Annotated in this window: 13 protein-coding genes and 1 other RNA gene; all 14 read left to right on the forward strand. The window is 44.0% G+C overall.

From position 1 onward, the window contains the following. Positions 1-5 precede the first annotated feature (5 nt). Positions 6-387, forward strand: an RNA gene (rnpB, locus tag TZ92_RS09555) — RNase P RNA component class B. A gap of 83 nt (positions 388-470) precedes the next feature. Further along, positions 471-1628 carry a THUMP domain-containing class I SAM-dependent RNA methyltransferase gene (locus TZ92_RS03245; protein WP_033630346.1) on the forward strand — a complete coding sequence of 386 codons (1158 nt, stop codon included), beginning with the start codon at positions 471-473 and terminating at the stop codon, positions 1626-1628. A gap of 12 nt (positions 1629-1640) precedes the next feature. Next, the gene (gene mapZ, locus TZ92_RS03250) at positions 1641-3071 is read left to right on the forward strand and encodes a cell division site-positioning protein MapZ (RefSeq protein ID WP_033630345.1); all 1431 of its coding nucleotides are present in this window, start codon (positions 1641-1643) and stop codon (positions 3069-3071) included. 75 nt (positions 3072-3146) lie between these two features. Continuing rightward, complete coding sequence (gene gndA / locus TZ92_RS03255) at positions 3147-4571, forward strand: NADP-dependent phosphogluconate dehydrogenase (protein WP_033630344.1); 1425 nt, start codon at positions 3147-3149, stop codon at positions 4569-4571. A gap of 11 nt (positions 4572-4582) precedes the next feature. Then, positions 4583-5272, forward strand: coding sequence for a response regulator transcription factor (locus TZ92_RS03260; protein ID WP_033630343.1), 690 nt, complete (start codon positions 4583-4585; stop codon positions 5270-5272). Between the two features lie 99 nt (positions 5273-5371). Beyond that, positions 5372-6367, forward strand: a complete 996-nt coding sequence (cbpF, locus tag TZ92_RS03265) for a choline-binding protein CbpF (protein WP_033630342.1) — start codon at positions 5372-5374, stop codon at positions 6365-6367. A 118-nt stretch (positions 6368-6485) separates the two neighbouring features. Beyond that, positions 6486-7364: a mevalonate kinase gene (mvk, locus tag TZ92_RS03270; protein ID WP_033630341.1), complete on the forward strand. Its 879-nt coding sequence runs from the start codon at positions 6486-6488 to the stop codon at positions 7362-7364. Next, positions 7346-8299, forward strand: coding sequence for a diphosphomevalonate decarboxylase (gene mvaD / locus TZ92_RS03275; protein ID WP_033630340.1), 954 nt, complete (start codon positions 7346-7348; stop codon positions 8297-8299). The genes mvk and mvaD overlap by 19 nt, the downstream gene beginning before the upstream one ends. Continuing rightward, positions 8286-9293 (forward strand): phosphomevalonate kinase, encoded by a 1008-nt coding sequence (locus TZ92_RS03280; protein WP_033630339.1) that lies wholly within the window; start codon positions 8286-8288, stop codon positions 9291-9293. The genes mvaD and TZ92_RS03280 overlap by 14 nt, the downstream gene beginning before the upstream one ends. After that, a complete protein-coding gene (gene fni / locus TZ92_RS03285) occupies positions 9277-10278 on the forward strand; it encodes a type 2 isopentenyl-diphosphate Delta-isomerase (RefSeq protein WP_033630338.1) in 1002 nt (333 codons plus the stop codon). Before TZ92_RS03280 ends, fni begins: the two co-directional genes overlap by 17 nt. 166 nt (positions 10279-10444) lie before the next feature. Continuing rightward, the gene (gene liaF / locus TZ92_RS03290) at positions 10445-11143 is read left to right on the forward strand and encodes a cell wall-active antibiotics response protein LiaF (RefSeq protein WP_033630337.1); all 699 of its coding nucleotides are present in this window, start codon (positions 10445-10447) and stop codon (positions 11141-11143) included. Continuing rightward, a complete protein-coding gene (locus TZ92_RS03295) occupies positions 11140-12138 on the forward strand; it encodes an envelope stress sensor histidine kinase LiaS (protein ID WP_033630336.1) in 999 nt (332 codons plus the stop codon). Before liaF ends, TZ92_RS03295 begins: the two co-directional genes overlap by 4 nt. Positions 12139-12148: 10 nt before the next feature. After that, complete coding sequence (locus tag TZ92_RS03300) at positions 12149-12781, forward strand: response regulator transcription factor (RefSeq protein ID WP_000698407.1); 633 nt, start codon at positions 12149-12151, stop codon at positions 12779-12781. After that, positions 12782-13438: a DNA alkylation repair protein gene (locus tag TZ92_RS03305; protein WP_045594770.1), complete on the forward strand. Its 657-nt coding sequence runs from the start codon at positions 12782-12784 to the stop codon at positions 13436-13438. It begins immediately after the preceding gene. Positions 13439-13465: the final 27 nt, after the last annotated feature.

Below are 13465 nucleotides of genomic sequence, written 5' to 3' on the forward strand. Positions count from 1 at the left end.
GTGCAATTTTTGGATAATCGCGTGAAGAGGTTCTCTATTCATGAGGAAAGTCCATGCTAGCACAGGCTGTGATGCCTGTAGTGTTTGTGCTAGGCGAATCCATAAGCCTAGGGACGAGAAATCGTTACGGCAGTCGAAATGGCTAAGTCTTCGGATAGGTCAGAATAGGCTTGAAAGTGCCACAGTGACGGAGTCTTTCTGGAAACAGAGAGAGTGGAACGCGGTAAACCCCTCAAGCTAGCAACCCAAATTTTGGTCGGGGCATGGAGTGCACGGAAACGAACGTAGTACTCTGACTGCTAGCAGATTTATGCTGTTAGCGGTAGACAGATGATTATCGAAGGAAGTGGTCCTAGTCACTTCTGGAACAAAACATGGCTTATAGAAAATTGCATATAGGTTGGGGCTGAGAAATCTTTCTCAACCTCATTTTTTAAAGTGAATAAGAGAAAGGTCTTGCAAGACTAGAAATGAAAGAACAATTTAATTTAATCGCAACTGCTGCGGCGGGTCTTGAGGCTGTCGTTGGACGTGAGGTGCGGGACCTTGGTTATGATTGCCAGGTTGAAAATGGGCGTGTTCGCTTCCAAGGAGATGTGAAGGCAATCATTGAGACCAATCTTTGGCTTCGTGCAGCGGATCGCATCAAGATTGTAGTCGGAAGTTTTCCAGCTAAGACTTTTGAAGAGCTTTTTCAAGGTGTTTTTGCTCTAGATTGGGAAAACTATCTCCCGCTAGGAGCACGTTTCCCGATATCAAAGGCAAAATGTGTGAAGTCTAAACTTCACAACGAGCCCAGTGTTCAGGCTATTTCCAAGAAGGCTGTTGTGAAGAAATTACAAAAACACTATGCCCGTCCAGAAGGAGTTCCCTTGATGGAAACGGGTCCCGAGTTTAAGATTGAGGTATCTATCCTGAAAGATGTGGCAACGGTCATGATTGACACGACAGGTTCTAGCCTTTTTAAACGTGGTTATCGTACGGAAAAGGGTGGGGCGCCAATCAAGGAAAATATGGCAGCGGCTATTTTACAACTCTCTAACTGGTATCCAGACAAGCCCTTGATTGATCCGACCTGTGGGTCAGGAACTTTCTGTATCGAGGCGGCTATGATTGCCAGAAAAATGGCACCAGGACTTCGCCGTTCCTTTGCTTTTGAGGAATGGAACTGGGTCAGCGATCAGTTAATCCAAGAAGTTCGCACAGAGGCGGCTAAGAAAATTGATCGTGAACTTGAGCTGGACATTATGGGCTGTGATATTGATGCTCGCATGGTGGAGATTGCCAAGGCAAATGCTCAAGCAGCAGGCGTCGCAGGTGATATCACCTTTAAGCAAATGCGGGTACAGGACTTACGCACAGACAAGATTAATGGCGTTATCATTTCCAATCCACCATATGGGGAACGTTTGTCTGATGATGCAGGAGTTACCAAGCTCTATGCTGAGATGGGACAAGTCTTTGCACCACTGAAAACGTGGAGTAAGTTTATCCTGACGAGTGACGAAGCTTTTGAAAGCAAGTACGGAAGTCCAGCTGATAAAAAAAGAAAACTCTATAACGGGACCTTAAAAGTGGATTTGTATCAATACTTTGGTCAGCGTGTCAAACGCCAAGAGGTAAAATAGAAAGGTGAACTCATGAGTAAGAAAAGACGTGATCGTCATAAAAAAGGACATCAAGAACCACAATTCGACTTTGACGAAGCAAAAGACTTGACTGTTGGTCAAGTCATTCGTAAGAATGAAGAGGTTGAAGCAGGAGTATTGCCTGAGGACAGTATCTTAGACAAATACATCAAACAGCACCGTGAAGAAATCGAAGCCGACAAGTTTGAAACTCGTCAGTTGAAAAAAGAAGAACTGGCTTCTACTCAAAACCTAGAGGAAATGATCCAAGAAGTTCGTGAATCAAGTGAATCCTCTGATCAGGTAGACGATTCAGACCTGGTTTCTGAGGAATCTATTGAAGAGATAGAAAATGAAGAGACTACTCAGTTTGTCCCACCCCTTCAAGATGAAGAAAGTGCTGAAATAGAGCCTCTCGTTTTAACAGAAACAGAGCCCAAGCAAATAAATGAGGAACAAGAAGAGGAGACCTATACACCTCTATCACGTTCGGCTCAAACAGAACCTGAAACAGGCTCTAAGAAGAAAGGTGTCATCATCATTGCCTCAGTGGTGGCTGCAATTCTTGTTCTTGCTGGAACGTATTATGTCTACCGACAAGTATCTCGCTCAAACCAAGAAATTCAGGCTTCTCAATCATCTTCAAGCAATCAGGAATCGCAAACCGACTTGCAAGAGTTTAATACGCTCTATGATGCCTTTTATACAGATGAAAATAAGACAGCTTTGAAAAATAGCCAGTTCGATAAGTTGAGTCAACTGAAAACCTTGCTAGATAAGTTAGAAGGTAGTCGTAATCATACATTAGCTAAGTCAAAATACGATAGTTTAGCAACTCAAATCAAGGCCATCCAAGATATCAATGCCCTCTTTGAAAGTCCGGCAATCACTGACGGTGTCTTGGATACCAATGCGAAAGCTAAAGCAGACGCTAAGTTTACAGAAATCAAAACAGGTAACACAGAATTAGACAAGCTCTTGGATAAAGCTATTAGCCTCGGTAAGAGCCAACAAACAAGTGCTTCTAGTTCAAGTTCTAGTCAAGCAAGTTCAAGTTCAGCTACAGAAAGCAATGCGAGCAGCACGACGCCTTCAACAAGTACCACCGCACCAGCTAGAGATACAAATGGTGGTTTGTCGAGTGATGGTGTTAACCTTCAAAGAAGTGCTAGTCGTGTACCGTACAACCAAACAGCTGTAGATGATAGCAACAACCCTGCTTGGACGTTTGCAGATGGTGTTTTGGAACAAATCCTAGCAACATCACGTGCTCGCGGTTATATCACAGGCAACCAATATATCCTAGAACGGGTCAATATCGTAAACGGAAATGGTTATTACAACCTTTACAAACCAGATGGAACCTATCTCTTCACCCTCAACTGTAAGACAGGTTACTTTGTAGGGAATGGTTCTGGTCACGCTGATGACTTGGACTACTAAGAGACCGTTACAAAATTCTTTCCTTTCATAGGTAAAAATGATAAAATAAAACATATTAAACAAGAGGAGTGTCACATGACAAAAGCTAACTTTGGTGTCGTAGGTATGGCCGTAATGGGTCGTAACCTTGCCCTAAATATCGAATCTCGTGGCTATACAGTTGCCATTTACAACCGTAGTAAAGAAAAAACAGAAGATGTGATTGCTTGCCATCCTGAAAAGAACTTTGTGCCAAGCTATGACGTGGAAAGCTTTGTAAACTCAATCGAAAAACCTCGTCGTATCATGCTCATGGTTCAAGCTGGACCTGGTACAGACGCAACTATCGAAGCCCTTCTTCCACACCTTGACAAGGGTGATATCTTGATCGACGGAGGAAACACTTTCTACAAAGATACCATCCGTCGTAACGAAGAGTTGGCTAACTCAGGCATCAACTTTATCGGTACTGGGGTTTCTGGTGGTGAAAAAGGTGCCCTTGAAGGTCCTTCTATCATGCCAGGTGGACAAAAAGAAGCCTACGAATTGGTTGCTGATGTTCTCGAAGAAATCTCAGCTAAAGCACCAGAAGATGGCAAACCATGTGTTACTTACATCGGTCCTGATGGAGCTGGTCACTATGTGAAAATGGTCCACAACGGTATCGAGTATGGTGACATGCAATTGATCGCAGAAAGCTATGACCTCATGCAACACTTGCTCGGTCTTTCTGCAGAAGATATGGCTGAAATCTTTACTGAGTGGAACAAGGGTGAATTGGATAGCTACTTGATTGAAATCACAGCTGATATTCTTGGACGCAAAGACGATGAAGGTCAAGATGGACCAATCGTAGACTACATCCTTGATGCCGCAGGTAATAAGGGAACTGGTAAATGGACTAGCCAATCAGCTCTTGACCTTGGTGTGCCATTGTCACTTATCACTGAGTCAGTATTTGCTCGCTACATCTCTACATACAAAGAAGAGCGTGTACATGCTAGCAAGGTGCTTCCAAAACCAGCTGCCTTCAAGTTTGAAGGAGACAAGGCTGAGTTGATTGAAAAGATCCGTCAAGCCCTTTACTTCTCAAAAATTATCTCATACGCACAAGGTTTTGCCCAATTGCGTGTGGCTTCTAAAGAAAACAACTGGAACTTGCCATTTGCAGACATCGCATCTATCTGGCGTGATGGCTGTATCATCCGTTCTCGTTTCTTGCAAAAGATCACAGATGCTTACAACCGTGATGCTGATCTTGCAAACCTTCTCTTGGATGAGTACTTCTTGGATGTCACTGCTCAGTACCAACAAGCAGTGCGTGATATCGTAGCACTTGCTGTTCAAGCTGGTGTACCAGTACCAACCTTCTCAGCAGCCATTACTTACTTTGATAGCTACCGTTCAGCTGACCTTCCAGCTAACTTGATCCAAGCACAACGTGACTACTTTGGTGCCCACACTTACCAACGTAAAGACAAAGAAGGAACCTTCCACTACTCTTGGTATGACGAAAAATAAGTAGGTCTGCCATGGGGAAACGGATTTTATTACTTGAGAAAGAACGAAATCTAGCTCATTTTCTCAGTCTGGAACTCCAAAAAGAGCAATACCGAGTCGATTTGGTAGAGGAGGGGCCAAAAGCCCTCTCCATGGCTCTCCAGACGGACTATGACTTGATTTTACTGAATGCTCATCTGGGGGATATGACGGCCCAGGATTTTGCAGACAAGCTGAGTCGGACAAAACCAGCCTCAGTGATTATGGTCTTGGACCATCGCGAAGAATTGCAAGACCAGATTGAGACAATCCAGCGCTTCGCCGTTTCTTACATCTATAAGCCAGTGATTATTGATAATCTAGTAGCTCGTATTTCAGCGATTTTCCGAGGTCGGGACTTCATTGACCAACACTGTAGTCAGATGAAGGTTCCAACGTCTTACCGCAACCTACGTATGGATGTAGAACATCATACCGTTTATCGTGGCGAGGAGATGATTGCTCTGACGCGTCGTGAGTATGACCTTCTGGCTACTCTCATGGGAAGCAAGAAAGTCTTGACTCGTGAGCAGTTATTGGAAAGTGTTTGGAAGTACGAAAGTGCGACAGAAACCAATATCGTGGATGTTTATATCCGTTATCTACGTAGCAAGCTTGATGTAAAAGGTCAAAAAAGCTACATTAAAACCGTGCGTGGTGTTGGTTACACCATGCAAGAATAGAAAAGCAGTTGCAGTTATGTAACTGCTTTTTTTGAGAAGTTTCTATATATTGACATACAGTCAGGTCTTTGCTACAATCAATTATGGAGGAAAAATCTAATGAAATTTTTGAAAAAAATATTGCAAGTTCTACTAGCAGTCTTTTTCTTTGCTTTGCTAGCGACAAGCACTGTCTTTGCGGATGATGCTGATTCAGAAGGCTGGCAATTTGTCCAAGAAAATGGTAGAACCTACTATAAGAAGGGGGAACTCAAAGAAACCTACTGGCGAGTGATTGATGGTAAGTACTATTATTTTGATCCTCTATCTGGAGAGATGGTTGTCGGCTGGCAATATATACCTGCTCCACACAAAGGGGTTACGATTGGTTCTTCTCTAAGGCAAGATATTGCTTTTAGACCAGATTGGTTTTACTTTGGTCAAGATGGGGTACTACAAGAATTTGTTGGCAAGCAAGTTTTAGAAGCAAAAACTGCTACAAATACCAACAAACATCATGGGGAACAATATGATAGTCCGGCAGAGAAACGAGTCTATTATTTTAAAGATCAGCGTAGCTATCACACCTTAAAAACTGGTTGGGTTTATGATGAGGGGCACTGGTATTATTTACTGAAGGATGGTGGATTTGATTCTCGTATCAACAGATTGACTGTTGGGGAGCTAGCACGTGGTTGGACAATCGATGATTCAACTTGGTACTATCTAGATCCAACAACCGCTGCAATGCAAACTGGTTGGAAATATCTTGGTAATAAATGGTACTACCTCCGTTCATCAGGAGCCATGGCAACTGGTTGGTATCAGGAAGGCTCGACTTGGTATTATCTAGATGCTGAAAATGGTGATATGAAGACAGGTTGGACTTATGTTGGTAACAAGTGGTACTATCTTCGTTCATCAGGAGTCATGGCAACTGGTTGGTATCAGGAAGGTTCGACTTGGTATTATCTAAACGCAAATAATGGTGACATGAAGACAGGTTGGTTCCAGATTAATGGCAAATGGTACTACGCTTACAGCTCAGGTGCTTTAGCAGTGAATACGACTGTAGAAGGCTATTTTGTCAACTATAATGGCGAATGGGTTCAATAATGAAAGAGGCGATTGTGAAGGAAACAATCGCTTTTTTTGTGAAAATATAATAAAATAGATAGGAGAAATACTACTGTATGAAAAGTGAGACGGTCTTTTCGTCTGGTTAAAGGAAAACATGACAAAAAAAGTTGGTGTCGGTCAGGCACATAGTAAGATTATTTTAATAGGAGAGCATGCGGTAGTCTACGGCTATCCTGCTATTTCCCTACCTCTCTTAGAGGTGGAGGTGACCTGCAAGGTGGTCCCTGCTGAAAGTCCATGGCGTCTTTATGAGGAGGATACCTTATCCATGGCGGTGTATGCTTCACTTGAACATCTAAATATCAAGGATGCTTGCATTCGCTGTGTGATTGACTCGGCTATCCCTGAAAAACGAGGGATGGGTTCGTCAGCGGCTATCAGTATAGCGGCCATTCGAGCTGTTTTTGACTACTATCAAGCTGACCTGCCTCATGATATACTAGAAATCTTGGTCAATCGGGCTGAGATGATTGCCCATATGAATCCAAGCGGGTTGGATGCCAAGACCTGTCTCAGTGACCAACCTATTCGCTTTATTAAAAACGTTGGATTTACAGAGCTTAAGATGGAACTATCCGCTTATTTGGTTATTGCAGATACGGGCGTGTATGGTCACACTCGTGAAGCCATCCAAGTGGTTCAAAGCAAGGGGAAGGATGCCCTACCGTTTTTGCATGCCTTGGGAGAATTGACCCAGCAGGCAGAAGATGCGATTAGACAAAAAGATGCTGAAAAACTGGGACAAATATTCAGTCAGGCACATTTACATCTAAAAGAAATTGGTGTCAGTAGCCCTGAGGCAGATTCCCTCGTTGAAACGGCTCTGAGCGACGGTGCTCTGGGTGCCAAGATGAGTGGTGGTGGCCTAGGAGGTTGTATCATTGCCTTGGTAGCCAATCTGGATCAAGCACAAGAACTAGCAAAACGATTAGAAGAGAAAGGAGCTGTTCAGACATGGATCGAAAGCCTGTAACAGTACGTTCCTACGCAAATATTGCCATTATCAAATACTGGGGAAAGAAAAAAGAAAAAGAGATGGTTCCTGCTACTAGCAGTATCTCTCTGACTTTGGAAAATATGTATACAGAGACGACCTTGTCGCCTCTACCAGCCCATGCGACGGCGGATGCCTTTTATATCAATGGTCAGCTCCAAAATGAGGCGGAACATGCCAAGATGAGCAAGATTATCGACCGCTACCGTCCAGAAGGTGAGGGTTTTGTCCGTATCGATACCCAAAACAACATGCCGACCGCGGCGGGTCTGTCTTCCAGTTCCAGTGGTTTGTCCGCCTTGGTCAAGGCTTGCAATGCCTATTTCCAGCTTGGTTTGGATCGGAGTCAGTTGGCACAGGAGGCTAAGTTCGCTTCAGGTTCTTCCTCTCGTAGTTTTTATGGACCACTCGGTGCCTGGGACAAGGATAGTGGGGAGATTTACCCTGTAGAGACAGACTTGAAACTAGCTATGATTATGTTGGTGCTAGAAGACAAGAAAAAAACAATATCTAGCCGTGATGGGATGAAACTTTGTGTGGAAACTTCGACGACTTTTGATGACTGGGTGCGTCAGTCTGAGAAGGACTATCAGGATATGCTACTTTATCTCAAAGAGAATGACTTTGCCAAGGTTGGGGAATTAACGGAGAAAAATGCTCTTGCTATGCACGCTACGACAAAAACAGCATCACCAGCCTTTTCTTATCTGACGGATGCGACTTATGAGGCCATGGACTTTGTCCGCCAGCTTCGTGAGCAAGGGGAATCCTGCTACTTTACCATGGATGCGGGTCCCAATGTCAAGGTCCTCTGTCTAGAGAAAGACTTGGAACACCTCTCAGAACTCTTAGGTCAACGTTATCGCTTGATTGTGTCAAAAACAAAGGATTTGAGCCAAGATGATTGCTGTTAAAACTTGCGGAAAACTCTATTGGGCGGGTGAGTATGCTATTTTAGAGCCAGGACAGTTGGCCTTGATAAAGGCGATACCTATCTATATGAAGGCTGAGATTGCTTTTTCAGACAGCTACCGTATCTACTCAGATATGTTTGATTTCGCAGTGGACTTGACGCCAAATCCAGCCTACAGTTTGATTCAAGAAACAATTGCTTTGATGAATGATTTCCTTGCTGATCGTGGGCAGATCTTGCGACCTTTTTCCTTGGAAATCCGAGGGAAAATGGAACGAGAAGGGAAAAAGTTTGGTCTGGGTTCTAGTGGTAGCGTCGTTGTCTTGGTGATCAAGGCCCTGCTGGCTCTGTATCATCTTTCAATTGATCAGGATCTCTTGTTCAAGCTGGCTAGTGCGGTCTTGCTCAAGCGAGGAGACAATGGCTCTATGGGAGACCTTGCCTGTATTGTGGCAGAAGATTTGGTTCTCTACCAATCTTTTGATCGAAAGAAGATAGCTGCTTGGTTGCAAGAAGAAAGCTTGGCGACAGTTTTGGAGCGTGATTGGGGCTTTTCCATCTCACAAGTGAAACCAACCCTAGAATGTGATTTCCTAGTGGGATGGACCAAGGAAGTAGCTGTATCGAGTCAAATGGTTCAGCAAATCAAGCAAAACATAGGCCAGAATTTTTTAACTTCCTCAAAAGCAACGGTGTCTGCTTTGGTAGAAGCCTTGGAGCAGGGGAATGCAGAAAAAATTATCGATCAGGTGGAAACAGCCAGTCAGCTTTTAGAAGGCTTGAGCCCAGATATTTACACGCCTTCGCTGAGACAGTTGAAAGAAGCCAGTCAAGATTTGCTGGCTGTTGCCAAAAGTAGTGGCGCTGGTGGTGGTGACTGTGGCATTGTCTTGAGTTTTGATGAGCAATCAACTGAAAACTTAAAAAACCGTTGGGCCGATCTGGGGATTGAGCTCTTATACCAAGAAAGGATAGGACATGACGACAAATCGTAAGGACGAGCACATCCGCTATGCCCTTGAGCAGAAAAGTTCCTATAATAGCTTTGATGAGGTGGAGTTAATTCATTCTTCCCTGCCTCTTTATGACCTGAATGAGATTGATTTGTCTACGGAATTTGCAGGTCGAAAGTGGGACTTTCCTTTTTATATCAATGCCATGACGGGTGGGAGCGATAAGGGGAGAGAAATCAATCAAAAGCTGGCTCAGGTGGCAGAAGCCTGTGGGATTTTGTTTGTAACGGGATCTTATAGCGCAGCTCTCAAGGATCCAACAGATGCCTCTTTTTCTGTCAAATCTAGCCATCCAAATCTCCTCCTTGGTACTAATATTGGCTTGGACAAGCCTGTTGAGTTAGGCATTCAGACTGTAGAAGCGATGAATCCTCTCCTCCTCCAAGTGCATGTCAATGTCATGCAGGAATTGCTCATGCCAGAGGGAGAAAGAAAGTTCAGAAGCTGGCAATCGCATCTAGCAGATTATAGCAAGCGGATCCCTGTTCCAATCGTTTTAAAGGAAGTGGGCTTTGGGATGGATGTAAAGACCATCGAACGAGCCTATGGATTGGGTGTTCGAACGGTTGACCTGTCGGGTCGTGGTGGCACCAGCTTTGCCTATATCGAAAACCGTCGCAGTGGCCAGCGTGATTACCTCAATCAATGGGGGCAGTCTACTATGCAAGCCCTTCTCAATGCCCAAGACTGGAAAGACAAGGTCGAACTTTTGGTTAGCGGAGGGGTTCGAAATCCGCTGGATATGATTAAGTGTCTGGTCTTTGGTGCCAAGGCTATAGGACTGTCACGTACCGTTCTTGAGTTGATTGAAACCTACTCCGTCGAAGAGGTGATTGGCATTGTCCAAGGCTGGAAAGAAGATCTGCGTTTGATCATGTGTGCCCTTAACTGTGCCACTATAGCGGATCTGCAAAGCGTAGACTATATTCTTTATGGCAAACTAAAAGAAGCAAAAGATCAGATGTAGAGAGGTCGGGACAAGAATCCCGCCCTTTTTTGTAGTCTTTTGTCAACTGTGGTGGGCTGAAAGAACCTAGTTTGTAGGAGCGATTTCTGTCCTATCTCCTTTTTCCATCCTCAGACCGAGGTGACTTTTTTGAATTGTGATAAAATAGAAAAGAGAGGATGCAGCTATGAAAAAATTTCAAATCTTTTTATTTATAGAAGCCTGTCTGTTGACGGGAGCTCTGATTTTGATGGTATCAGAGCATTTTTCGCGTTTTCTGCTGATTCTATTCCTCTTTTTGCTCTTGCTCCGCTATTATACAGGGAAAGAGGGCAACAATGTTTTCCTCCTTGTGGCGACTATTCTTTTCTTTTTCATCGTCATGCTCAATCCCTTTGTGATATTAGCTATCTTTGTGGCAGTTATCTATAGTCTCTTTCTTCTCTATCCAATGATGAATCAAGAAAGAGGGGATACGGACTTGGTCTTTGAAGAGGTGGTGACGGTTAAAAATGAACGCAATCCTTGGTTTGGCAATCTCCATCATTTCTCTAGTCACCAGACCTGCCAGTTTGACGATATCAACCTCTTTCGCCTCATGGGCAAGGACACCATTCATTTGGAAAGAGTTATCCTAACCAATCATGACAATGTCATTATCCTTAGAAAAATGGTCGGAACGACTAGGATTATCGTACCTGTAGATGTTGAAATCAGTCTCAGTGTCAACTGTCTCTACGGAGATCTTACCTTCCTCCATCAACCTAAGAGATCCCTCCGCAATGAACACTATCATCAGGAGACCAGAGACTATCTCAAGAGTAACAAGAGCGTCAAGATTTTCCTAACTACTATGGTTGGCGATGTGGAGGTGGTCAGAGGATGAAAAAGCAATCTTATCTGTTAATCGGCCTGACTTCACTCCTCTTTATTCTCTTTTTGGCTAATAGTCTGCTTGATATTCTAAATCTTGATTGGTCCTATTTGCTACAGGATATCGAGAAAACAGAGAAACTCATCTTCTTGATCTTGGTCTTTAGCCTTTCCATGACCTTCTTTTTTGTCCTCTTTTGGCGCGTGATAGAAGAAGTCTCTCGCAGAAAAATGCAAGTCAATCTCAAGCGACTGTTAGCAGGAAAAGAGGTGGTTGCCTTTGCAGATCCAGACTTGGATGCCAGTTTTAAGTCCTTGTCTGGCAAGCTTAACCTCTTGACAGAGGCTGTTCAAAAGGCTGAAAATCAAAGCCTGGTCAAGGAAGAAGCAATCATCGAGAAAGAAAGGAAGCGGATAGCACGTGACTTGCACGATACAGTTAGTCAGGAGTTGTTTGCAGCCCATATGATTTTATCAGGTGTCAGCCAGCAGGCTTTGAAGCTGGATAGAGAAAAGATGCAGACCCAGTTGCAAAGTGTTGCAGCTATCCTTGAAACAGCCCAGAAAGATTTGCGGGTCTTGCTCCTACATTTGCGACCAGTTGAGTTGGAAGAGAAGAGTCTAGTTGAGGGGATTCAAATCCTCTTAAAAGAGCTAGAGGACAAGAGTGATCTCAAGGTTAGTCTCAAGCAGAATGTGTCTAAATTGCCCAAGAAGATTGAAGAACATATCTTCCGTATTTTGCAGGAGTTGATCAGCAATACCCTTCGCCATGCCCAGGCATCTTGTCTAGATGTCTACCTCTATCAGACAGATGTTGAAGTGCAGCTGAAGGTGGTGGATAATGGGATTGGTTTCCAGTTAGGGAGCTTAGATGACTTGAGTTATGGACTGAGAAATGTTAAGGAGCGGGTCGAGGATATGGCAGGGACTGTTCAACTCTTGACAGCTCCAAAGCAAGGACTGGCGGTTGATATCCGTATTCCCCTGCTAGATAAGGAATCATAAAGGAGTAGAGATGAAAATTTTACTGGTAGATGACCATGAAATGGTCCGATTGGGCTTGAAAAGCTATTTTGATCTCCAAGACGATGTGGAAGTTGTGGGCGAGGCTGCTAATGGGGCTCAAGGTATTGACTTGGCCTTGAAACTGCGTCCAGATGTCATTGTCATGGATATCGTCATGCCTGAGATGAATGGGATTGACGCGACCTTAGCCATCCTCAAAGAATGGCCTGAAGCCAAGATATTAATTGTCACCTCTTACTTGGACAATGAAAAAATTATGCCTGTCTTGAATGCTGGTGCCAAAGGCTATATGCTTAAGACTTCAAGTGCAGATGAATTGCTCCATGCTGTCCGTAAGGTGGCAGCGGGCGAACTGGCTATTGAACAAGAGGTCAGCAAGAAGGTTGAATATCACCGCAATCATATGGAGCTTCATGAGGAGCTGACTGCGCGTGAGCGAGACGTGCTTCAACTCATCGCCAAGGGCTACGAAAATCAGCGCATCGCAGATGAACTCTTTATCTCTCTCAAGACGGTCAAGACCCACGTGTCCAACATCCTTGCCAAACTTGAAGTCAGCGATCGTACCCAGGCTGCAGTCTATGCCTTTCAGCACCACTTGGTGGGGCAGGAGGACTTTTAGATGAGTCTTGTAGATTTACTTGAGGAGCTAGAGGCAGCAAAAGACCCTGAGAAAGCAGGCCCAATGGAAGCCTATATGCGTCATCAATTTCCCTTTTTAGGGATTGCAGGTCCTGAAAGAAATGCCCTCTATAAAAAATACTTTCCAAGCGAGAAAAAAACAAAGATTATTGATTGGGATTTTGTGGACACTTGCTGGGAAAAGGAATCTAGAGAATACCAATATGTGGCTGCCAACTATTTGAAAGCCATGCAGTCTTATCTAACGAAGGATGACTTGCCTGAGCTTGAGCGTCTGGTCGTGACCAAGTCCTGGTGGGACACGGTAGATATCTTAGATAGAGTAGTAGGAAGTTTGGTGGCTAACCATCCGGAACTTGAAGAAGTGATTTTAAAATGGAGCCTATCAGACAATATCTGGCTGAGACGAGTCGCTATTGACCACCAGTTGTTAAGGAAAGAGAAAACAAATGTCCAACTGATGGAAAAGATCCTGCTAAACAATCTGGACCAGACAGAATTTTTCATCAACAAAGCTATCGGATGGGCTCTAAGAGACTACTCTAAAATCAATCCCGAATGGGTAGCACGTTTTATTGAAAGAAATAAGAAGAGAATGGCTGAACTTAGTATCAAGGAAGCGAGCAAGTACCTCTAGCACTATTGAAAAGCGCATTCATTACTT

The sequence above is a fragment of the Streptococcus oralis subsp. oralis genome (assembly GCF_000960035.1).
GTDB classification, from domain to species: domain Bacteria; phylum Bacillota; class Bacilli; order Lactobacillales; family Streptococcaceae; genus Streptococcus; species Streptococcus oralis_G.